The following is a 20,803-nucleotide window of genomic DNA, read 5'->3' as shown; positions in this document are numbered from 1 at the left end:
CGCAGGCAAGCCAGCTCCCACATTTGATCGCTGCCACATCAGACAACGCGGTCAACTGTGAGAGCCGGGCTTGCCCGCGATGAGGCCGATGCAGGCCCCCTCAGTTCAATGCTTGTACTCCGGCCTCTGCGCCAACCCCACCTTCAAGAAGTCCACCAGCTTCCTCACCTTCGGCGACAAATGCCGCTGCTGCGGATACAGCGCCCACACGGCGGTATTCGGCGGTTGATGAGCCTGCAGCAGCGACACCAACGCCCCGCTGTGCAGATGCTCCAGCACGTAGTAATCCGGCAACTGGCACAAGCCCATGCCTTGCAACGCCGCATCCAGCACCGCTTGCCCACTGTTGCAGCGCCAATTGCCTTGCACACGCTGGGAAAATTCCCGCCCATCCTGGGCCATTTGCCAGATATCCGAGCTGCCAATCAGACAGTTATGCCGGCTCAACTCCGACAAGCTGTGTGGTCGACCGTACCGTTCGAGGTAGGAGGGGGAGGCGCACAGGTACATGCGCCGAGGCGCCAGGCGGCTGGCGACCATGCGCGAGTCTTGCAGGCGTCCCAGGCGGATGGCCAGGTCGAGGCCTTCATGGACCAGGTCCAGCGAGCGGTTGGTCAACTCGATGTCCACGCGCAGTTGCGGATAGTGCGCCATGAACCGCGTCACCAGCGGCACGATAAAACGTTCGCCATAGGCCACGGCGCAGGTCATGCGCAACATGCCCTTGGGTTCGCTGGTCAGGTCGCCCACCGCCCGCAACGCTTCCTCGCGACCGTCCTGTAGGCGTTGGCAGTGCTGCAGGAAGGTCTGACCGGCTTCGGTCAAGGTCACCTTGCGCGTACTGCGGTACAGCAATCGGGTTTGCAGGCGTTCTTCAAGACGCGCCACTTGCCGGCTGACATGGGATGAAGACACCCCCAACCGTTCGGCCGCCGCCGTGAACTGGCTGCATTCGGCCACCGCGACAAACTCGTCAATGCCTTCCCAGCGGTTCTCCAGCATGGTGATTGTCCCTGTACAGCAATAATGTTTTGCTTTGGTCCGGATTATTCATCAATGGGTCATGATTTACACTCACCGTCTCAGTTTTTAACCCGATGGAGAAACCTGGATGATCAAGTCCCGTGCCGCCGTAGCCTTCGAAGCCAAGAAGCCCCTTGAGATTGTTGAAGTGGATGTCGCCATGCCCAAGGCTGGCGAGGTGCTGCTGCGGGTAGTTGCGTCCGGCGTGTGCCACACCGACGCCTACACCTTGTCGGGCGCCGACCCGGAAGGCATTTTTCCGTCGATCCTCGGCCATGAAGGCGGCGCAGTGGTGGAAGCCATTGGCGAGGGCGTGACTTCGGTCGCTGTGGGCGATCACGTGATCCCGCTGTACACCCCGGAATGCGGCAAGTGCAAGTTCTGCCTGAGTGGCAAGACCAACCTGTGCCAGGCCATCCGCGCCACGCAGGGCAAGGGCTTGATGCCGGATGGCACCACGCGTTTCTCCTACAAGGGCCAGCCGATTTTCCACTATATGGGCACCTCGACGTTCTCCGAGTACACCGTGCTGCCGGAAATCTCCGTGGCCAAGATTCCTAAAGAAGCGCCGTTGGAAAAAGTCTGCCTGCTCGGTTGTGGCGTCACCACTGGCATCGGTGCGGTGATCAACACCGCCAAGGTCAAGCCGGGCGACACGGTGGCCGTCTTCGGTCTGGGCGGTATTGGCCTGTCGGCGATTATCGGTGCAGTCAAGGCCAAGGCCGGGCGCATCATCGCCATCGATATCAACCCGGCCAAGTTCGAAATCGCCAAGCAACTGGGCGCTACCGATTGCATCAACCCTAAGGACTACGATCGCCCGATCCAGGACGTGATTGTCGACCTGACTGACGGCGGCGTGGATTTCTCCTTCGAGTGCATCGGCAACGTACAACTGATGCGTGCGGCCCTTGAGTGCTGCCACAAAGGCTGGGGCGAGTCGGTGATCATCGGTGTGGCCGGTGCTGGCCAGGAAATTGCCACTCGCCCATTCCAACTGGTCACCGGGCGCGTCTGGCGTGGTTCGGCGTTTGGTGGCGTGCGCGGTCGTACCGAATTGCCAAGCTACGTGGAAATGGCCCAGACCGGCGAAATCCCGCTGGATACCTTCATCACCCACACCATGGGCCTGGAAGATATCAACAAAGCGTTTGACCTGATGCATGAAGGCAAGAGCATTCGTACCGTCATTCATTTTTGAAGCAGCGGCAAGCTACAAGTGACAAGCTGCAAGTAGGTGTACGCCTTACTTGCAGCTTGAGGCTTGCAACTTGCAGCTGGGAGCATTCCCATGACCCTGGAAAATATCTCCTGCCAAAAGAGTTCTGGCGGCTGGCATAAACGCTACAAACACAGCTCCCACGTGCTCGGTTGCGACATGACCTTCGCGGTCTATCTGCCGCCGCAAGCAGAGCAGGGCGGTAAATTACCGGTGCTGTATTGGCTGTCCGGTCTGACCTGCACCGATGAGAACTTCATGCAGAAAGCCGGCGCCCAGCGCATGGCCGCCGAGTTGGGCTTGATCATCGTTGCACCGGACACCAGCCCCCGTGGCCCCGGTGTGCCGGACGATCCGGACAACGCCTGGGATTTTGGCCTCGGCGCCGGTTTCTACCTCAATGCCACCCAGGAACCCTGGGCCAAGCACTATCGGATGCATGACTACGTGGTACAGGAGTTACCGGCCTTGGTGGAAGCGCATTTCCCTGCGTCGGATAAGCGCGGCATCAGCGGCCACTCCATGGGCGGTCACGGTGCGCTGGTCTGCGCGCTGCGCAACCCTGGACGTTACCTGTCGGTGTCGGCGTTTTCGCCGATCAACAACCCGATGGACTGCCCATGGGGTCAGAAAGCCTTTTCCCGTTATTTGGGTGAAGAGCGCTCTAAGTGGCGTGAATGGGATGCGTGCGTGCTGATCAGCGAAGCCTCGGAAAAGCTGCCGCTGTTGGTGGACCAGGGCGATCGCGACGATTTCCTCGCCGTTCAGCTCAAGCCCGAAGCCCTGCTGCAGGCGGCCAAGGCAGCCAACCATCCGCTGGAACTGCGCCTGCAGCCTGGCTACGACCACAGCTACTTTTTCATCGCCAGCTTCATTGAAGACCATTTGCGTCATCATGGGCGTGCTTTGCTCGGTTAATCTGAGGCAAAAGTAGGTAGAATCACGCCCTGAATTAAATCGGGGCGTTTTTTTATGCGTATTGGCCACGGCTACGATGTGCACCGTTTCGCTGAAGGCGATTTCATCACCCTGGGCGGCGTGCGCATTGCACACCACCATGGGTTGCTGGCTCATTCCGACGGCGACGTGGTCCTGCACGCCTTGAGCGATGCCTTGCTCGGCGCGGCTGCATTAGGCGATATCGGCAAGCACTTTCCGGACACCGACCCCACCTTCAAGGGGGCGGACAGTCGTGTGTTGCTGCGCCATGTGGTCGGCCTGATCCATGCCAAGGGCTGGAAGGTCGGCAACGTCGATAACACCATCGTCGCCCAGGCGCCGAAAATGGCCCCCCATATTGAAGCGATGCGCGCAGTGATCGCCGCAGACCTGCAAATTGAATTGGATCAAGTCAACGTGAAAGCCACCACCACCGAAAAGCTCGGGTTTACCGGTCGTGAAGAGGGCATTGCGGTGCACTCCGTCGCCTTGTTGCTGCGCGCATGAACGACCTGCAACTGCTGGGCCCGCGGGCCTATGGCGAGGCCCTGGGCAGCGCGGTACTGAAGGCCACGGCCGAAGACTTCCAGGTTGATGAGGTGCTGGACATCCCGCTGACCGGCGATGGCGAGCACCTGTGGCTGTGGGTGGAAAAGCGCGGCTTGAACACTGAGGAAGCGGCACGGCGTATCGCCAAAGCCGCTGGGGTGCCATTGCGCACCGTCAGCTATGCCGGGCTCAAGGATCGTCAGGCCCTGACCCGCCAGTGGTTCAGCGTGCAATTGCCCGGCAAGGCCGACCCGGACATGAGCGGCGCAGAAAACGACACCCTCAAGATCCTGAAAACCGCCCGTCACAAGCGCAAGTTGCAGCGTGGGGCCCATTCGGCCAATGGTTTCACCTTGCGCCTGACCCAATTGGCCGGCGACACCGCTGCCATCGACGCACGTCTGCAGTTGATTGCCCGGCACGGCATCCCCAATTATTTCGGCACCCAGCGTTTTGGCCACAACGGCGGCAATGTGGTGGATGCTCGCGAGTGGGCTGCCCGCAAGGCCCTGCCCGAGCAGCGCAACGTGCGCTCGCGCTTGCTGTCCACGGCTCGCAGTTACCTGTTCAACCAAGTGTTGGCGGCTCGCGTCGCCGACGGTTCATGGCAGCGTGCCCAAGTTGGCGATCTGCTGGCGTTTACCGACAGTCGCAGTTTTTTTCCGGCCGGGGAAGCTGAATGCAGTGACCCGCGCCTGGCGATCCTGGACCTGCATCCCACCGGCCCGCAGTGGGGCGAAGGCGACTCGCCGGCGAAAGGTCTTACGTACGAGCTGGAACAATCTGTCGCCGCTGGCGAAGCAGACCTACGTGATTGGCTGGTGAAGGCGGGAATGAGCCAGGAACGTCGCATTCTGCGACTGCCCATTGGCGGGTTGACGTGGCATTATCCCGGGCCTGACATTCTGCAATTGGAATTCGTCCTGCCGGCCGGATGCTTCGCCACTGTCTTGGTGCGCGAGCTTGTTGATCTGGTGCCGGTGGGGCAGACGGACAGCCCATGCGTATTCTGATATCAAACGATGACGGTGCCACCGCACCCGGTCTTGCCGCGCTCCATGCTGCGCTGCAGGATTACGCCGAGTGCGTGGTGGTTGCCCCCGACCAGGACAAGAGCGGCGCCAGCAGTTCGCTGACGCTCGACCGTCCGCTGCATCCGCGGGTCCTGGCCAATGGCTTTATCAGCGTTAACGGCACCCCCACCGACTGCGTGCACCTGGCGATCAACAGTCTGCTGGAGCACCAGCCAGACCTGGTGGTCTCGGGGATCAACCTGGGCGCCAACCTGGGTGATGACGTGCTGTATTCCGGCACCGTGGCGGCCGCCCTTGAAGGGCGCTTCCTGGGCCGCACCGGCTTTGCCTTTTCCTTTGCTTCGCGGCAACTGGATAACCTGGCGACGGCAGCCTACTACGCGCGCAAGTTGGTGGAGGCCCATGCTTCCCTGGACCTGCCGCCGCGTACGGTGCTCAACGTCAATATCCCCAACTTGCCCCTCGACCATATTCGCGGTATCCAACTCACGCGCCTGGGTCATCGCGCCCGTGCGGCGGCGCCCTTGAAGGTGGTCGACCCTCGCGGCAAGGAAGGGTATTGGATCGCCGCCGCCGGCGACGCCGAGGATGGCGGCGAAGGCACCGACTTTCATGCGGTGATGCAAGGCTATGTCTCCGTTACCCCTCTGCTGTTTGATCGCACCTTCAGTGATGCCTTCAGTGGCCTTGATGGCTGGCTGGAGGGACTGCGTTGATGGCTCGTGAACAAGACGACCTGTTGCGCCGTGGCATCGGGATGACCTCCCAGCGCACCCGGGAGCGGTTGATCCAGCGTCTGTATGAAGAAGGCTTGTCCAACGCGCAGGTGCTGGAAGTGATCCGGCGCACGCCGCGGCACCTGTTTGTCGATGAGGCGCTGGCGCATCGCGCCTATGAAGACACAGCGTTGCCCATCGGCCACAACCAGACCATTTCTCAGCCCTATATGGTTGCGCGTATGAGCGAGCTATTGCTGGCGGCGGGGCCGTTGGACAAGGTGCTGGAGATTGGTACCGGCTCCGGCTACCAGACGGCCGTGCTGTCGCAATTGGTAGAGCGGGTGTTTTCGGTCGAGCGCATCAAGGTGCTACAGGACCGGGCCAAAGAGCGTCTGGTGGAGCTGAACCTGCGCAACGTGGTATTCCGCTGGGGCGATGGTTGGGAGGGCTGGCCGGCGCTGGCGCCCTACAACGGTATCATCGTCACCGCCGTGGCCACCGATGTGCCGCAAGCCTTGCTGGATCAATTGGCGCCTGGCGGGCGGCTGGTCATCCCGGTGGGCTCCGGCGAAGTGCAACAGTTGATGCTTATTATCCGTGAGGACGAAGGTTTTTCCCGGCATGTACTCGGCGCCGTGCGGTTCGTACCCTTGCTCAACGGCCCGCTGGCCTGATCATTTATTCGCAGGCAGTGAATTCTGTAAGCGCGGATGTGTCTTACGGCGGGGTCCATTGAATCAACATGTCTGGCAGCCACGATTAAACATGATGAATTTTTCCTTTCAGTCAGGTGCCAGTAAAAAGCCAATGCCCAGTTATACTTGCGTCATATTTCAAGCCTGATACAGGCGTTAACGTTCAGCCACCACAAAGGGAGCGGCGGGTGAGTCTCACAGGTCCTGCGCAGCGAATGAGTAAAACAAGCTTTCAGCGACTGGTGCTTGGCCTTGTCTTGAGTTCCTTATTGGCAGCCTGCTCGAGCACGCCATCCGGCGGTGCGCGGGTCGTTGACCGTACCAACGCAACCCCCCAGAGACCTACGGTCACCACTGGCCAATACGTGGTGCGCAAAGGCGACACCCTGTTCTCGATTGCCTTTCGTTATGGCTGGGACTACAAGGCGCTGGCCGCCCGTAACAACATTCCTGTGCCGTATACGATCCATCCGGGGCAGACCATTCGTTTCGATGGTCGCTCAGGTTCTGCACCTACGGCAGTTGTGACAAAGTCGGGATCTTCGCCATCGTCCTCGAGCAAGACCACCATCATCACTCGGCCTGCAGGCAGCGCCACGCCGACGGTTGCGAGCAAGCCGCCACCCGCGCCGTTGCCACCTGCCGGGCCTGCGCCGACCGGATGGGGATGGCCTTCAAACGGAGTGTTGATTGGAAAATTCTCTTCAAACGGTAGTTTGAATAAAGGCATTGATATCGCCGGGGATTTGGGACAGCCTGTTTTAGCTGCGTCTGATGGGACGGTGGTGTACGCCGGGAGTGGTTTGCGGGGCTACGGCGAGCTGGTCATCATCAAACACAGCGATACCTACGTCAGTGCCTACGGTCATAACCGCAGGTTGTTGGTTCGGGAGGGGCAGCAGGTCAAGGTCGGACAGACGATTGCCGAAATGGGGTCAACGGGCACAGACCGGGTGAAACTGCACTTTGAGATTCGCCGCCAAGGGAAGCCTGTAGATCCGCTGCAATTCCTGCCCCGTCGTTGATGTGTTGCACAGCCTGTTCCCTCACGTAGAAGGAACAGGCTCCAGCGTTGCCAAGGATAGAGGCGTCGCTTGAGCTTGAGGTCGAACTCACCAAAGGACTATAACAATGGCTCTCAGTAAAGAAGTGCCGGAGTTTGACATCGACGATGAGGTTCTCCTTATGGAGACCGGCATCGATTTGGAAACGATGTCAGATAATGAAGGGGTATCACCACCTTCAGTTCGCACCAAATCCAAAAATGCTGCCGCGTTGAAGCAGCACAAGTACGTTGATTACACGCGGGCGCTCGATGCGACCCAGCTGTACCTCAATGAAATCGGCTTTTCCCCTCTGTTGACCCCCGAAGAAGAAGTCCATTTTGCGCGTCTGTCGCAGAAGGGCGATCCGGCTGGGCGTAAGCGCATGATTGAAAGCAACCTGCGCCTGGTGGTGAAGATCGCCCGACGCTACGTCAATCGTGGGCTTTCCCTGTTGGACCTGATCGAGGAGGGTAACCTGGGCTTGATCCGGGCTGTGGAGAAGTTCGACCCTGAGCGGGGCTTCCGTTTCTCCACCTATGCCACCTGGTGGATTCGCCAGACCATCGAACGGGCGATCATGAATCAGACCCGCACGATCCGGTTGCCGATCCATGTGGTCAAGGAGCTCAACGTCTACCTGCGGGCGGCGCGTGAGCTGACGCAAAAACTCGATCATGAACCTTCGCCTGAAGAGATTGCCAACCTCCTGGAAAAACCGGTAGGGGAGGTCAAGCGCATGCTGGGCCTTAACGAGCGTGTCTCTTCGGTCGATGTCTCGCTGGGGCCGGATTCGGATAAGACCCTGCTGGACACCCTGACCGATGATCGTCCGACAGACCCTTGCGAGCTGCTGCAAGACGATGATCTTTCCCAAAGTATTGACCAGTGGCTCTCAGAGCTCACGGACAAGCAGCGTGAAGTGGTGATTCGCCGCTTCGGCCTGCGCGGCCATGAGAGCAGCACCCTGGAGGATGTAGGCCTGGAGATCGGCCTGACCCGTGAGCGGGTGCGGCAGATCCAGGTAGAGGGCCTCAAGCGCTTGCGCGAGATCCTGGAGAAGAATGGCTTGTCGAGTGAGTCGTTGTTCCAATAAGCGACACAAGACAAAAATGTGGGAGCCGGCTTGTGTGGGAGCTGGCTTGCCTGCGATAGCATCAACTCGGTATAGCTAGTGCACCGAGTCGATAGCATCGAAGGCAAGCCAGCTCCCACATACAGCTGCGCTCCCACATTTTTTTGTGTCCGTCATTACATCGGTGTGCTGATCGTTCCACGCTTTGCGTGGGCATGCAGGGGTGACGCAGAGCGTCACAAAAAGCATTACCACACGGAGCGTGGGAACGAGCAGCCAAAATTCAGGCATAAAAAAACCCCGCTTTTAAGGGCGGGGTTTTTTCGACTAAATCAGTACAAGTTAGATAACTTGAACTTCTTCAGCTTGCATGCCTTTCTGACCGCGGGTAGCGATGAAAGAAACCTGTTGGCCTTCTTTCAGGCTTTTGAAGCCGTCGGATTGGATAGCTTTGAAGTGAACGAACAGGTCGTCACCGGATTGTGGAGTGATGAAGCCGAAGCCTTTTTCATCGTTGAACCACTTAACGGTACCAGTTTGGCGATTAGACATGGTGTATCTCCTTGGACAAAGTTAACTGCGACTCAGGAAAAGCCCTGGCCGAGACTGAGTGCAAAGAGCAGGAAAAATTCTTGGAGATGGTTGGATCGAAATTCAACATATCGTGTAGAGATTCTCAGTGACACAAGCAGCACAGTGGCGCCACCTTAACCCTTTTTCAGGAACGTGCCAATGGTATTTCCGAAGGTTTCTCTAATTTCGTGACTGGCGGTGGTATTTACAGTCATTGGCGCCGGGCACCCGGGCCCCGGCCACGCTGGCTGCGGCTTATAGCTGGCAGTGCATTGATCAAGAAAACCGGTGCGGCCTTTGAACCCCAACGCCGGCCCCGGTAAGATGGCCCACAGATTTTTTTCGCCTCGCTATTCAGGACACCGCCATGAGCATCAAATCGGACAAGTGGATTCGCCGCATGGCGCAGGAACACGGCATGATCGAGCCGTTCGTCGAACGCCAGATTCGTGGCGAAGGCGACGAGCGCGTGATTTCGTACGGCGTTTCCAGCTATGGCTACGACGTGCGTTGCGCCGATGAATTCAAGGTGTTCACCAACATCAATTCGGCGATCGTCGATCCGAAAAACTTCGACGAAAAGAGCTTCGTCGACGTCAAGAGCGACGTGTGCATCATCCCGCCCAACTCCTTCGCCCTGGCGCGCACCGTGGAGTTCTTCCGTATTCCTCGCGACGTGCTGACCATCTGCCTGGGTAAAAGCACCTATGCCCGCTGCGGGATTATCGTCAATGTCACGCCGCTTGAGCCTGAGTGGGAAGGCCACGTCACCCTGGAATTCTCCAACACCACGACCTTGCCGGCGAAAATCTACGCCAACGAAGGCGTGGCACAGATGCTGTTCCTGCAGTCCGATGAGGCCTGTGAAGTGTCCTACAAGGACCGTGCGGGCAAGTATCAGGGCCAGCGCGGCGTCACTCTCCCACGCGCTTGATCGAAAGCGCCTACGGGTAAAGGGAATTTGTCTGCAGAAAGTGACTCTATCTAGGTGTACTGCTTCGGCGCGTGTGAAACGCGTCGGGCCATACTTGAGGAGTACCCTATGAAGATCGACCCGCGAATCAGCGCAGAACTCGCCCGGCTTGAACCCAACCAGATTGGTGTTCTGGCCTGGTCCTTGATGGCCAATCCCGCGCACGCGGGGGGCATCCCTGGTCAACCCGAACCTGATTACCCGCAGCCTACCGAGCCGGGTGAGCCGACCTTACCGGACGAGCCGCCACCCGCGCCCGTTGCCTGATACCTGAGTAGGCTTGTCTCGATTCATTGAATCGGCCAGACCTGGTGATCGCCAATCACAAAGATTCGCTGGTCTTGGGCCTGCTCCACGGCATAACCCCCTGTGAACGCGCCGAAGGCTGGCAGCAGGCTAACCTGAGTGCCGATCTGGAAGCACGGCAGGCGTAGCCGCTGGCGCCCTTTGCCGCGCAGGTGGTACACCGGATGCACATGCCCCGCCAGTACATGATGGCTGGCGTGGGCGTCTGGCTCATGTTGCAAGGCGAAAGGGCCCATCAGCAGGGGCTCGGGGATCACCTCGATGCCCAGATCCAACGGTGGGTCGCCGGCGCTTTTGTCGTGATTGCCGCGAATCAAGGTCAAGGCCAATGTGCGATTGCGCTCACGCCAGGCCCTGATTGCGTTCAGGGTGCCGCTGGCGTGAGAGCCGGGACCGTGAAGGAAATCCCCGAGAAAGATCAACTGCCCGCACGGTAGGGCCGATACGAGCCTGTCCAGGCGTTCCAGGTTGGCCGTAGTCGTGCCCTGTGGCACCGGTTGTCCCAGGCTGCGATAGGCCGAGGCCTTGCCAAAATGCGCATCGGCAATCAGCAGGCATCGGCGTGCGGGCCAATACACGGCCTTGTCCGGCAATAGCCAGAGTTCTTCGCCTTCAACCGTCAGTGGGTAATGCATCAGCCTTGCCCTTTGTCGGCGACTTTTTCCAGGTCCTTGACCATCCGCGCGATGCGCTCCGAGAGTTTTTCCGAGCTCATGCTTTCGCGCATCCGTTCTACCAGCAGCGGAAAGGCCAGGGGCGTGGGCCGCTGGATCCTGTGCAGGTCTAGCTTCAATGTCGACAGATGATTCAGCGTCTGTTCCAGTCGGCGAATATCCAGCTCGTCCCGCAGCACTTCTTCCCCGGCCTGGGCCAGCAGCAGATTTTGTGGGTCATATTGCTTGAACACTTCAAAGAACAAACCACTGGAAGCCTGCACTTGTCGCGTACTTTTTGGCGCGCCGGGATACCCGGCAAATACCAGCCCGGCGATTCGCGCAATCTCGCGAAAGCGGCGCAGGGCCAGTTCCCCGGCATTGAGGCTGGCAATTACGTCAGCCAGCAGGCCTTGGGGGCTCAGCAACCGAGTATTCAACAATTGGGGCCACTGCACCTCGGTGGCGCTCAACAGTTCCAGGCCATAATCATTCACCGCAATCGAAAAGGTCAGCGGCTGCTGCTGGCTGACCCGCCACGCCAGCAAACTGGCTAGGCCCAGGTGTACCTGGCGGCCAGCGAATGGGTACAGAAACAGGTGCCAGCCCTCCCGCGACCGCAGGTTCTCGGCCAGCAGATGTTCGCGTGTCGGCAGGCCGGACCAGCGCAATTGGGTGTGCAGCAACGGTTGCACCGCCTTCATCTCTGGGCCGTCGAAGTGCCCATGCGCGGCGGCATCAAAACGCTCGACCACCGCCTGGGCCAGTTCGTTGGAAAGGGGCATGCGCCCGCCATTCCAGCGTGGCACGGCGGCTTTTTTCGCGTTGCTGCGGCGCACATAGGCGGTCATGTTTTCCACACGCACCAGTTCCAGCAAGCGCCCGGCAAACAGAAACCCATCCCCCGGCTTGAGCCTTGCAATAAAGCCTTCCTCGACACTGCCCAGGTTCTTGCCGCCGCCGCCCTTGCTCCAGAACTTGAGCTGGATACTGGCATCACTGACGATGGTGCCCACGCTCATGCGATGGCGGCGTGCCAGGCGGGCATCCGGAACACGCCAGATGCCGTGCTCATCGGGCTCCACCCGGCGGTAATCCGGATAAGCGGTGAGTGACAGGCCACCATGGCGCACAAACCCCAGGGCCCAGGCCCAATCCGCTTCGGTGAGGTCGCGATAGGCCCAGGCGCCGCGCACTTCGTCCAACAGTGCCGCCGGAGTAAACCCGCCACCCAAGGCCATGCTGACCAAGTGTTGGACCAGCACATCCAGCGGCTTGTACGGTGATTCCCGCGCTTCGATGCGCCGTTGGGCGATCGCATCCTGGGCGGCTGCGGCTTCCACCAGCTCCAGGCTGTGGGTGGGCACCAGCGTTACCCGTGAGGGCCGCCCTGGTGCGTGGCCGGAGCGCCCGGCGCGTTGCATCAGCCGCGCTACGCCCTTGGCGGAGCCGATTTGCAGCACCCGTTCCACCGGCAAGAAGTCCACGCCCAGGTCCAGGCTGGACGTGCACACCACCGCTTTGAGTTGCCCGTCTTTCAACGCTCGCTCCACCCAGTCCCGGGTCTCCCGCGATAGCGAGCCGTGGTGCAGTGCAATTAATCCGGCCCAGTCCGGTCGGGCGTCGAGAATCGCCTGGTACCAGATTTCCGATTGGGCCCGGGTGTTGGTAAATACCAGGCAACTGCTGCTGGCCTCTACCTCGGCGACCACTTGCGGCAACATCTTCAAGCCGATATGCCCTGCCCAGGGAAAGCGCTCGGTGACGGGCGGCAGCAAGGTGTCGACCTTCAGTGCCTTGGCCGTTTGCCCCTGTACATTGATGCCGCCGCCCTGTGGGACCAGTACCTCCAAAGCGTGGGCCTGATTACCCAGCGTCGCGGAAATACCCCACACCATCAATTCAGGATGCCAGCGCCGCAAGCGTGCCAGTGCCAGTTGCAACTGCACGCCGCGCTTATTGCCGATCAGTTCGTGCCATTCATCCACGATGACCATGCGCAGGTGCGCCAGGCTGGTTTCACTGTCGGCACGGGCCAGCATCAGGGTCAGGCTTTCCGGAGTGGTGACCAGAGCGGTGGGCTGGCGGCGGATCTGGCGTGCGCGTTCACTGCTGCTGGTGTCACCGGTGCGCAGACCTACACTCCAGGGAATCTGCAGGGCCTCCAGCGGGGCTTGCAGGGCACGTGCGGAGTCGGCGGCCAGGGCGCGCATCGGCGTGATCCACAGGACGGTCAGCGGCTCGGCAGGCGGTTTGCGCTTGCTTGTAGCGGGCGGGCGGGTAATGGCGAAACGGTTGAGTGCGGCAAACCACAAGGCATAGGTTTTACCCGCCCCGGTGCTGGCATGCAGTAACCCCGACTGGCCGGCCTTGACCGCGGCCCATACCTCTTTCTGAAAGGCGAATGGCTTCCAGCCTTGGGTGGCAAACCATTGCTTGGCGAAATCATGGGGTTTTGCCATGCGGCAGCGGACGCTCTGGAGGGGTTAGTTTAAAGACCCCTGAGGCAGCGCCGACGTTCAACTGCCTAATGCCATTCAGTCAAGCAGAAGCGCTGCCCTGTGGCGAGGGAGCTTGCTCCCGCTGGACTGCGTAGCAGTCCCCGTCTTTTTGAACAAAGAGCGGGGGCCGCTTCGCGCCCCAGCGGGAGCAAGCTCCCTCGCCACAGCAAGCTCGCGCCTACTTCAAATTGCCACTCAGAAACTGTTGCAGGCGTTCGCTTTTCGGATTGCCCAGCACATCCTCCGGCAAGCCCTGCTCCTCGACCAGGCCCTGGTGCAGGAACAGCACCTGGCTTGAAACCTTGCGCGCAAAGCTCATCTCGTGGGTCACCATAATCATGGTTCGGCCTTCCTCGGCCAGGCCCTGGATCACCTTCAACACTTCGCCCACCAGCTCCGGGTCCAGCGCCGACGTGGGTTCATCGAACAGCATCACCTCCGGCTCCATGGCCAGGGCGCGGGCGATGGCGACACGCTGCTGCTGGCCGCCGGAGAGGAACGCCGGGTATTGATCAGCCACGCGCGCCGGCAGCCCGACTTTGTCCAGGTAGCGGCGGGCACGGTCTTCGGCGTCCTTTTTACTGCAACCCAGCACGCGGCGCGGGGCCATGGTGATGTTTTCCAGCACGCTCATGTGGCTCCACAAGTTGAAGTGCTGGAACACCATCGCCAGCCGTGTGCGAAAGCGTTGCAACTCGGCGTCGTCGGCCACGCGCATGCCATGGCGGTCGCTGACCATGCGGATCGCCTGGCCGTCCAGGGTCATGGCGCCATCGTTGGGGGTTTCCAAAAAGTTGATACAGCGCAGGAAGGTACTCTTGCCTGAGCCACTGGCGCCGATCAGGCTGATCACATCACCGGTCTTGGCCTTGAGCGACACACCTTTGAGCACTTGATTGTCGCCATAGCTTTTGTGCAGGCCTTCAACGGTCAGTTTGTACATGTGGCATGCATCCTCAAGGCGAAAGTAGATAACCGCTGCGGTAGGCCTGTGTGCCGGCGACATGGCAGATCACCATGCCGGCCGTGGCCATGCGGCGTAGCGAACGGGCGTAAAGCAGCCCGGCGTGCTGGCAGTGCACAGGCGTCACGCGGTCTGTAATGGGATCGATGATTTCAGCGACCAATTGCCCCGCCTCCAGGTATTCCCCCGGCAGGGCGCTGAACACGAGCAAGCCACCCACTGCAGTGGTCACGGGCTCCACCGCCGCCAACGGCGTAGCCGGGTAGGCCAGGGCAGGCAAGGGGGCTGCATCGCCGCGAATGGTGCCGAAGTGGATCAAATAATCAATGATGGCCTGGCAGTCCAGCGCGGCGAGGCCGTGGTTGACATCGCCCTGGCCACGCAGCTCGACGGTCACCGACAAGCTGCCCATGGGGATCGGGTAGCGTTCGCCGAAGCGTTGCTGCAACTGCCACCACACCAGGGTGAAACACTCGTCAAAAGACTGCCCACCGGAATCGGTGGCCAACAAGTTGGCCTCCGAGCCCAGGTAGCGCGCCAACGGTTCTACCTGTGGCCAGGCTTCGGGCGTGGTGTACAGGTGCGCCACGGCTTCGAAGTCGCAATGCAGGTCCAGCACCACGTCGGCATCACAGGCCAGGCGTTGCAGCACCAGGCGTTGGGAGTGCAACTGGGTCTGGGCGGTGTGCGCGGCCAGGGCGCGGGACAGTGCGCTGCGGATCAATTGGGCATTGCGCTGCGGATCATCGCCCAGCAGGTCTTCGACCTGGTTACCGACGTCTTCGCTGAGGTCGACAAACAGGCGATTGAAGTTCTGCCCGCTTTCCAGTTCGTAGCGGCCCAAGGGGATATCCATCAATACCTGTTCCAGGCCCACCGGGTTGGCGACGGGCACCAGCACGATTTCGCTGCGCAAGCGCCCGGTCGCTTCAAGTTCTGCCAGGCGCGCCTTTAAATGCCAGGCCACCAGCATGCCTGGCAATTCATCGGCATGCAGGGAGGACTGGATGTACACCTTGCCTTCGGGCTGCTGCGGGCCGAAGTGAAAACTGTGGATCTGCCGCGCCGTGCCGGGCACCGGTGCGATCAGGTCATGTAGCTGATGGTGCATGCAAGCTCCTTAGTGGCTAGGCCCGAGAAAGGCCAGCCAACGACGTTCCGCCAGGCGAAACAGGCCCACCAGGGCAAAGGTCACCGTCAGATAGATCAGTGCGGCAATGCCAAATGACTGGAAGGTCATGAAGGTGGCAGAGTTGGCATCCCGCGCCACTTTGAGGATGTCCGGGATCGTCGCGGTAAAGGCCACGGTGGTCGAATGCAGCATCAGGATCACTTCGTTGCTGTAGTAGGGCAACGAGCGTCGCAACGCGGAAGGCATGATCACGTAGGCGTACAGCTTCCAGCCACTGAGGCCGTAAGCCTTGGCCGCCTCGACTTCGCCGTGGGCCATGCTGCGGATTGCCCCGGCGAAAATCTCCGTGGTGTAGGCGCAAGTGTTGAGGGCGAAGGCGAGCAGGGTGCAGTTCATCGCGTCGCGAAAGAACGCATCCAGCACCGGTTGTGCTCGTACGGCGGCAAGGCTGTAGATGCCGGTGTAGCAGATCAGCAATTGGATATAGAGCGGAGTGCCACGAAACAGGTAGGTGTAGAACTGCACGGGCCAACGCACCAGGCGCTTGCGCGAAACGCGGGCGATGGACAGTGGAATCGACACCAGAAAACCGATGACCAATGAGGCGCTGAGCAGCCACAAGGTCATGGCCAGGCCGGTGATGTGCTGGCCGTCGCTGTAAAGAAAAGGGCGCCAGTATTCCTGCAATAGCTCGATCATCGCACTGCCTCCCGGGCGCCTGCGGAGTAGCGACGTTCAAGTCGGCGCAAGACAAAGTTGGAGGCGCTGGTGATCAACAGGTAGATCAGCGCCGCCAGCACCAGGAAATAAAACAGTTGATAGGTGCTCTTGCCAGCGTCCTGGGCGGCTTTTACCAAGTCTGCGAGGCCGATGATCGACACCAGTGCGGTGGCCTTGAGCATCACCATCCAGTTATTGCCGATGCCCGGCAGCGCAAAGCGCATCATCTGCGGGAAGGTCACGTAGCGAAACCGCTGCCCGCGCTTGAGCCCGTAAGCGGTGGCGGCTTCGAGTTGGCCGCGGGGCACGGCGAGGATCGCACCGCGAAAGGTTTCGGTGAAATACGCACCGTAGATAAAGCCCAGGGTGATCACCCCGGCGCTGAACGGGTCGATCTCGATGTATTCCCATTCCATAAAGTCGGTAAAGCCACTGAGCCAGGTTTGCAGGCTGTAGAAAATCAACAGCATCAGCACCAGGTCCGGCACACCGCGAATCAGAGTGGTATAGAGCTGGGCGGGGATACGCACAATGGCCAGGCTGGACAGTTTGGCGCTGGCGCCGAGCAGGCCCAGCAATACGCTGACGGCCAGGGACAGCACCGACAACTTGATGGTCATCCAGGTGCCTTGCAGCAACAGCGGGCCGAAACCCTTCAAGCTGAATGCGCTCAGCCCGAGGGTTTGCAACAGATCTTCGAACATAAATCAGGACCTATGGCGATAAAAAAGCGCCCCACCCGAAGCAGGGCGCCCCAGGCATTATTTGCCGCTGTACATGTTCAGATCGCCAAAGTGTTTCTTCTGGATAGTGGCGTAGGTGCCATCATCGTGTAACGCTTTGATACCTTTATCCAAAAGCGCCTTGAGTTCAGTGTTACCTTTTTTGATACCGACGGCGGTTTTCGACGGCAGCAGCGGGTCGTCGATAGCGGCGCTCACTTCATAGCCAGCACCGGCTGGCGACTTGAGGAAGCCCAGTTCGGCTTGGAGCATGTCCTGCACGGAAGCGTCGAGGCGCCCGGAGGTCAGGTCGGCGTACACCTGGTCCTGGTTGGCGTAAGCCTTGGTGGTCACCCCGGCTTTATCCAGTACGGCCTTGGCGTAGGCTTCCTGGATGGTGCCTTGCTCGTAACCCACGGATTTGCCCTTGAGAGATTCTGGCGTCGAATAGCCAGCGCCTTTCTTGAACACCAGCGAAGTCGGGCCGGAGAACAGCTCAGAGGAGAAGTCGATCGCCTTCTCGCGCACGGGGGTCACGGTCATCGACGAAATCACGCCATCGAATTTATTGGCTTTCAGGCCCGGGATCATGCCGTCGAAGTCACTTTCGACCCACTTGCACTTGACCTTCAGCTCCGCGCAGATCGCATTGCCCAGGTCGATATCGAAGCCCACCAGGCTACCGTCGGCGGCCTTGGATTCGAACGGTGCGTAGGAAGGGTCGACACCAAAACGCAATTCCTTGTATTCCTTGGCTGTAGCAACACCAGCAGCCATGCACAGAGCTAGTGCAGAAAGGGTCAGCAATGCTTTTTTCATTATGTAATCCCTGGAAACCAAGATAAGCGCTTGTGGCGCGATTAGGACTGTTACTGAACGGTGTCAGACCCATCACAAGTAGCAATTTCTGCACCATAGTTCCGGATGGGCTTTTTAAACGGTGGGATAAGGCAGTTCCAAGTGTAGGCGGCGCCCAAAAATGGGCGTCAGCAAATGAGCGCACTATTTCGGGTCAAAGGTAGACCAGGCATGTGGGAGCGGGCTATGTCAAGTCAGCAAGTCTTGTAGCGTGGCCAGGTTGTCCGCTTCATCCACCGCCTTGTCCTGGCGCCAGCGCAGCATCCGCGGAAACCGCACCGCAATCCCGCTCTTGTGCCGCTTGGACAGGGCAATCCCTTCAAAACCCAACTCAAACACCATGCTGGGCGTCACGCTGCTGACCGGGCCGAACTTCTCCACCGTGGTTTTGCGCACAATGGCGTCAACCTTGCGCATTTCCTCGTCGGTCAGCCCGGAATACGCCTTGGCGAACGGCACCAGTGTGCGCTCGCTTCCCGGTGGGCCGTCCCATACCGCGAAGGTGTAGTCGCTGTAGAGGCTGGCGCGCCGGCCATGGCCGCGCTGGGCGTAGATCAACACGGCGTCGACGCTGAAGGGGTCGACCTTCCACTTCCACCACAGGCCCATGTCTTTGGTGCGGCCCACGCCGTAGAGGCCGTTGCGATCCTTGAGCATCATGCCTTCCACGCCCAGGCTGCGAGAGGCTTCGCGCTGCTCGGCCAAGGCTGCCCAGGTTTTGCCTTCCAGCAAGGGCGAAGGCAATAACACCGGTTGGTTGCACGTAGCGATCACCTGTTCCAATTGGGTGCGACGTTCGGCCTGGATGTGGTTGCGCCAGTCGTCGCCCTGATACTCCAGCAAGTCGTAGGCGAGCACCGCCACTGGCGCATCCTCAAGGACTTTTTTACTCAGGGTCTTGCGGCCAATGCGCTGTTGCAGCAGCGCGAAGGGTTGCACCGAGTCTTTCCACACCACGATTTCGCCATCGATCACCGTACCGTCGGGCAGGCCACTGACCAGGCTATGGAGTTCGGGGAAGCGTTCAGTCAGCAACTCTTCACCGCGAGACCAGACCCACAGGCGTCCCTCGCGCTTGACCAGTTGTGCGCGAATGCCATCAAACTTCCATTCCACCTGCCAATCGGCGGGTGAACCGAGCAGCGTGTCGAATTGCTCCACCGGTTGCGCCAGCCCGTGAGCCAGAAAAAACGGATAGGGTTGCCCGCCACGTTGCGCGTGTTCGTCGGACGATTCGGCGGCGATCAGCTTGAGATAGCCCTCGGCTGTGGGACGGTTCGACAAATCGGTGTAGCCCACTAGCCGCTGCGCCACGCGTTTGCTGTCGAGATCGGCCATGGCGGCGAGGGCGCGGGTCACCAGCAGTTTGGATACCCCGACCCGGAAGCTGCCGGTGATCAATTTGATGCACACCATCAGGCTCGGTTGGTCCAGTTGCGCCCACAGCGCCGGCAGCCGGTCTGTAAGGTCCAAGGGGGGCAGACCGCGCAGGGGCAGCAGTTTTTCTTCCAGCCACACGGCCAGGCCGTCTTCGGATGTGTAGGTGGATTCTGGCAGGAGCAGTGAGATCGTCTCGGCCAGGTCACCTACGGACTGGTAGCTCTCTTCGAACAGCCAGGGTTCGATGCCGGCCGCTTCGGTGGCCATGTCCCGTAGCAGGCGCGTCGGCACCAGCTGTCGTGGCCTCCCGCCGCTAAGAAAGTAAACGGCCCAAGCGGCATCTGCTGGCGGCGCCTGCAGAAAGTAGGCCTGCAGGGCGGCGAGCTTGGCATTGCTGGAAGTGGTGGCGTCGAGGTTAGCGTACAGCTCAGCGAAGGCTTTCATGCCGTGGCCTCTTCTTCGTCGTCACCGTATTCGGTGCTGAAGCCTTGGGCATCCAAGCCCTTTTCCCGCAGGTGGCGTACCAACACACCGACCGAACCATGGGTGACCATCACCCGTTGCGCGCCGGTTTGTTCGATGGCCCATAACAGGCCCGGCCAGTCGGCGTGGTCCGAGAGCACGAAGCCACGGTCCACGCCGCGCCGCCGTCTGGTACCGCGCAGGCGCATCCAGCCGCTGGCGAAGGCGTCGCTGTAGTCGCCAAAGCGGCGCATCCAGGTACTGCCTCCAGCGGAGGGCGGGGCGATGATCAGGGCTTGGCGCAGCAGTGGGTCGGTCTTTTTGAAGTCGCCGGCATACAGCGTCTCGGGGATGTAGATGCCCGCTTCGCGGTACACCCGGTTCAACGGTTCGACCGTGCCGTGGCTGAGGATCGGGCCGATGCTGGCGTCCAGCCCATGGAGGATGCGTTGGGCCTTGCCGAAGGAGTAGCAGAACAACACGCTGGCTTTGCCGCTGGCGATATTGGCCTGCCACCAGTCATTGATCCCGGCAAAAATCTGCGCCTGGGGCTGCCAGCGGTAAATCGGCAGGCCGAAGGTGGATTCGGTGATAAAGGTGTGGCAACGCACCGGTTCGAAGGGCGCGCAGGTACCATCGGGTTCGACCTTGTAGTCGCCGGACGCCACCCAGACCTCGCCCTGGTATTCCAGGCGTACCTGGGCCGAGCCCAGTACATGCCCGGCGGGATGGAAACTCAAAGTCACGCCGTGATGCACCAACCGTTCACCGTAGGCCAGGGTTTGCAGGTTAATGTCCTGGCCCAGGCGCCAGCGCAGGATACCTTCGCCGGGGGCGGCGGCCAGGTAGTGTTGATTCCCGGTGCGGGCGTGGTCGCCGTGGGCGTGGGTGATGACCGCACGTTCCACTGGGCGCCAGGGGTCGATATAAAAATCACCGGCAGGGCAGTAGAGGCCTTCGGGGCGGGCGATGACAAGATCCATGGGGGTGCCGGGGCGGTGGGCTTGTTAGTTATGAGGCGGGGCTGGGTGCAGAAGTTCTATCTGAATGCAGGTAGTACAAAGGTGGGAGTTGGCTTGCCTGCGATGACGGTCTGAAAGCCGACACCTATCTACCTGACACCCGACGATCCAACTGTGGGAGCTGGCTTGCCTGCGATGGCGGCCTGACAGCCGAAGCTGTTATCTGTGTACATATCCATTTCTGCGGTAACGGCCACTTAGGGTTCCGCTTTTACAGCGGGTCACTTTTGGAAAAGAGCCC

The 20,803-nt window shown here is 60.3% G+C and carries 21 protein-coding genes; 10 read left to right on the top strand and 11 right to left on the bottom strand.

Going from position 1 to position 20,803, the window contains the following annotated elements; genetic code table 11:
- Positions 1-105: 105 nt before the first annotated feature.
- Positions 106-1,002, bottom strand: coding sequence for a LysR substrate-binding domain-containing protein (locus HBO10_RS03060; protein WP_034126841.1), 897 nt, complete (start codon positions 1,000-1,002; stop codon positions 106-108).
- Between the two features lie 109 nt (positions 1,003-1,111).
- Here HBO10_RS03060 and HBO10_RS03055 point away from each other — a divergent pair, with 109 nt between their 5' ends.
- The 8 genes from HBO10_RS03055 (at position 1,112) to rpoS (ending at position 8,317) form a co-directional block, all read left to right on the top strand.
- Complete coding sequence (locus HBO10_RS03055; protein ID WP_003189203.1) at positions 1,112-2,224, top strand: S-(hydroxymethyl)glutathione dehydrogenase/class III alcohol dehydrogenase; 1,113 nt, start codon at positions 1,112-1,114, stop codon at positions 2,222-2,224.
- Between the two features lie 84 nt (positions 2,225-2,308).
- Positions 2,309-3,160 carry an S-formylglutathione hydrolase gene (fghA, locus tag HBO10_RS03050; protein ID WP_169921950.1) on the top strand — a complete coding sequence of 284 codons (852 nt, stop codon included), beginning with the start codon at positions 2,309-2,311 and terminating at the stop codon, positions 3,158-3,160.
- A 54-nt stretch (positions 3,161-3,214) separates the two neighbouring features.
- Positions 3,215-3,688, top strand: a complete 474-nt coding sequence (gene ispF / locus HBO10_RS03045; protein ID WP_034126843.1) for a 2-C-methyl-D-erythritol 2,4-cyclodiphosphate synthase — start codon at positions 3,215-3,217, stop codon at positions 3,686-3,688.
- Positions 3,685-4,743 carry a tRNA pseudouridine(13) synthase TruD gene (truD, locus tag HBO10_RS03040; RefSeq protein ID WP_034126844.1) on the top strand — a complete coding sequence of 353 codons (1,059 nt, stop codon included), beginning with the start codon at positions 3,685-3,687 and terminating at the stop codon, positions 4,741-4,743. Before ispF ends, truD begins: the two co-directional genes overlap by 4 nt.
- On the top strand, positions 4,731-5,480 hold the full coding sequence (gene surE, locus HBO10_RS03035; protein WP_003189210.1) for a 5'/3'-nucleotidase SurE: 750 nt from the start codon (positions 4,731-4,733) through the stop codon (positions 5,478-5,480). Before truD ends, surE begins: the two co-directional genes overlap by 13 nt.
- 41 nt (positions 5,481-5,521) lie before the next feature.
- On the top strand, positions 5,522-6,157 hold the full coding sequence (locus HBO10_RS03030) for a protein-L-isoaspartate(D-aspartate) O-methyltransferase (RefSeq protein ID WP_169850588.1): 636 nt from the start codon (positions 5,522-5,524) through the stop codon (positions 6,155-6,157).
- Positions 6,158-6,366: 209 nt separating this feature from the next.
- Complete coding sequence (locus HBO10_RS03025; RefSeq protein ID WP_034126845.1) at positions 6,367-7,203, top strand: peptidoglycan DD-metalloendopeptidase family protein; 837 nt, start codon at positions 6,367-6,369, stop codon at positions 7,201-7,203.
- A gap of 106 nt (positions 7,204-7,309) precedes the next feature.
- Positions 7,310-8,317 carry an RNA polymerase sigma factor RpoS gene (rpoS, locus tag HBO10_RS03020; RefSeq protein WP_034126846.1) on the top strand — a complete coding sequence of 336 codons (1,008 nt, stop codon included), beginning with the start codon at positions 7,310-7,312 and terminating at the stop codon, positions 8,315-8,317.
- A gap of 321 nt (positions 8,318-8,638) precedes the next feature.
- Here the strand turns inward: rpoS and HBO10_RS03015 are convergent, their stop codons facing one another.
- The gene (locus HBO10_RS03015) at positions 8,639-8,848 is read right to left on the bottom strand and encodes a cold-shock protein (RefSeq protein ID WP_002554837.1); all 210 of its coding nucleotides are present in this window, start codon (positions 8,846-8,848) and stop codon (positions 8,639-8,641) included.
- Positions 8,849-9,236: 388 nt separating this feature from the next.
- Between HBO10_RS03015 and dcd the strand changes: the two genes are divergently transcribed.
- Both dcd and HBO10_RS03005 read left to right on the top strand, forming a co-directional pair.
- On the top strand, positions 9,237-9,803 hold the full coding sequence (gene dcd / locus HBO10_RS03010; RefSeq protein ID WP_003189215.1) for a dCTP deaminase: 567 nt from the start codon (positions 9,237-9,239) through the stop codon (positions 9,801-9,803).
- Positions 9,804-9,911: 108 nt separating this feature from the next.
- Complete coding sequence (locus HBO10_RS03005; protein WP_005785769.1) at positions 9,912-10,109, top strand: hypothetical protein; 198 nt, start codon at positions 9,912-9,914, stop codon at positions 10,107-10,109.
- Positions 10,110-10,132: 23 nt separating this feature from the next.
- Here HBO10_RS03005 and pdeM read toward each other — a convergent pair whose 3' ends face one another.
- From pdeM to HBO10_RS02960, 9 genes are all read right to left on the bottom strand, one after another.
- Positions 10,133-10,783 (bottom strand): ligase-associated DNA damage response endonuclease PdeM, encoded by a 651-nt coding sequence (gene pdeM, locus HBO10_RS03000; RefSeq protein ID WP_034126847.1) that lies wholly within the window; start codon positions 10,781-10,783, stop codon positions 10,133-10,135.
- Positions 10,783-13,263: a ligase-associated DNA damage response DEXH box helicase gene (locus HBO10_RS02995; RefSeq protein ID WP_034126848.1), complete on the bottom strand. Its 2,481-nt coding sequence runs from the start codon at positions 13,261-13,263 to the stop codon at positions 10,783-10,785. Before HBO10_RS02995 ends, pdeM begins: the two co-directional genes overlap by 1 nt.
- Before the next feature lie 217 nt (positions 13,264-13,480).
- Positions 13,481-14,245 (bottom strand): ATP-binding cassette domain-containing protein, encoded by a 765-nt coding sequence (locus tag HBO10_RS02990; protein WP_169921925.1) that lies wholly within the window; start codon positions 14,243-14,245, stop codon positions 13,481-13,483.
- A 13-nt stretch (positions 14,246-14,258) separates the two neighbouring features.
- On the bottom strand, positions 14,259-15,377 hold the full coding sequence (locus tag HBO10_RS02985) for a succinylglutamate desuccinylase/aspartoacylase family protein (protein WP_034126850.1): 1,119 nt from the start codon (positions 15,375-15,377) through the stop codon (positions 14,259-14,261).
- Positions 15,378-15,386: 9 nt separating this feature from the next.
- Positions 15,387-16,097 (bottom strand): ABC transporter permease, encoded by a 711-nt coding sequence (locus HBO10_RS02980; protein ID WP_003189226.1) that lies wholly within the window; start codon positions 16,095-16,097, stop codon positions 15,387-15,389.
- Positions 16,094-16,822, bottom strand: a complete 729-nt coding sequence (locus tag HBO10_RS02975) for an ABC transporter permease (protein WP_003189227.1) — start codon at positions 16,820-16,822, stop codon at positions 16,094-16,096. The genes HBO10_RS02980 and HBO10_RS02975 overlap by 4 nt, the downstream gene beginning before the upstream one ends.
- Positions 16,823-16,879: 57 nt before the next feature.
- Positions 16,880-17,659 carry a transporter substrate-binding domain-containing protein gene (locus HBO10_RS02970; protein ID WP_034126851.1) on the bottom strand — a complete coding sequence of 260 codons (780 nt, stop codon included), beginning with the start codon at positions 17,657-17,659 and terminating at the stop codon, positions 16,880-16,882.
- Between the two features lie 228 nt (positions 17,660-17,887).
- A complete protein-coding gene (locus HBO10_RS02965; protein ID WP_034126852.1) occupies positions 17,888-19,522 on the bottom strand; it encodes an ATP-dependent DNA ligase in 1,635 nt (544 codons plus the stop codon).
- Positions 19,519-20,523: a ligase-associated DNA damage response exonuclease gene (locus HBO10_RS02960; RefSeq protein WP_034126853.1), complete on the bottom strand. Its 1,005-nt coding sequence runs from the start codon at positions 20,521-20,523 to the stop codon at positions 19,519-19,521. Before HBO10_RS02960 ends, HBO10_RS02965 begins: the two co-directional genes overlap by 4 nt.
- Positions 20,524-20,803 lie beyond the last annotated feature (280 nt).

The sequence above is a fragment of the Pseudomonas sp. WS 5503 genome (genome assembly GCF_012985385.1).
Lineage (GTDB): Bacteria > Pseudomonadota > Gammaproteobacteria > Pseudomonadales > Pseudomonadaceae > Aquipseudomonas > Aquipseudomonas paracarnis.
This window is presented reverse-complemented; position numbering and strand designations above follow the sequence as displayed.

Coding starts and splice junctions, on each gene's coding strand:
- HBO10_RS03060 (WP_034126841.1), bottom strand. CDS start 1,002: ATGCTGGAGAACCGCTGGGAAGGCATTGACGAGTTTGTCGCGGTGGCC.
- HBO10_RS03055 (WP_003189203.1), top strand. CDS start 1,112: ATGATCAAGTCCCGTGCCGCCGTAGCCTTCGAAGCCAAGAAGCCCCTT.
- ispF (WP_034126843.1), top strand. CDS start 3,215: ATGCGTATTGGCCACGGCTACGATGTGCACCGTTTCGCTGAAGGCGAT.
- truD (WP_034126844.1), top strand. CDS start 3,685: ATGAACGACCTGCAACTGCTGGGCCCGCGGGCCTATGGCGAGGCCCTG.
- surE (WP_003189210.1), top strand. CDS start 4,731: ATGCGTATTCTGATATCAAACGATGACGGTGCCACCGCACCCGGTCTT.
- HBO10_RS03030 (WP_169850588.1), top strand. CDS start 5,522: ATGACCTCCCAGCGCACCCGGGAGCGGTTGATCCAGCGTCTGTATGAA.
- rpoS (WP_034126846.1), top strand. CDS start 7,310: ATGGCTCTCAGTAAAGAAGTGCCGGAGTTTGACATCGACGATGAGGTT.
- HBO10_RS03015 (WP_002554837.1), bottom strand. CDS start 8,848: ATGTCTAATCGCCAAACTGGTACCGTTAAGTGGTTCAACGATGAAAAA.
- dcd (WP_003189215.1), top strand. CDS start 9,237: ATGAGCATCAAATCGGACAAGTGGATTCGCCGCATGGCGCAGGAACAC.
- HBO10_RS03005 (WP_005785769.1), top strand. CDS start 9,912: ATGAAGATCGACCCGCGAATCAGCGCAGAACTCGCCCGGCTTGAACCC.
- pdeM (WP_034126847.1), bottom strand. CDS start 10,783: ATGCATTACCCACTGACGGTTGAAGGCGAAGAACTCTGGCTATTGCCG.
- HBO10_RS02995 (WP_034126848.1), bottom strand. CDS start 13,263: ATGGCAAAACCCCATGATTTCGCCAAGCAATGGTTTGCCACCCAAGGC.
- HBO10_RS02990 (WP_169921925.1), bottom strand. CDS start 14,245: ATGTACAAACTGACCGTTGAAGGCCTGCACAAAAGCTATGGCGACAAT.
- HBO10_RS02985 (WP_034126850.1), bottom strand. CDS start 15,377: ATGCACCATCAGCTACATGACCTGATCGCACCGGTGCCCGGCACGGCG.
- HBO10_RS02980 (WP_003189226.1), bottom strand. CDS start 16,097: ATGATCGAGCTATTGCAGGAATACTGGCGCCCTTTTCTTTACAGCGAC.
- HBO10_RS02975 (WP_003189227.1), bottom strand. CDS start 16,822: ATGTTCGAAGATCTGTTGCAAACCCTCGGGCTGAGCGCATTCAGCTTG.
- HBO10_RS02970 (WP_034126851.1), bottom strand. CDS start 17,659: ATGAAAAAAGCATTGCTGACCCTTTCTGCACTAGCTCTGTGCATGGCT.
- HBO10_RS02965 (WP_034126852.1), bottom strand. CDS start 19,522: ATGAAAGCCTTCGCTGAGCTGTACGCTAACCTCGACGCCACCACTTCC.
- HBO10_RS02960 (WP_034126853.1), bottom strand. CDS start 20,523: ATGGATCTTGTCATCGCCCGCCCCGAAGGCCTCTACTGCCCTGCCGGT.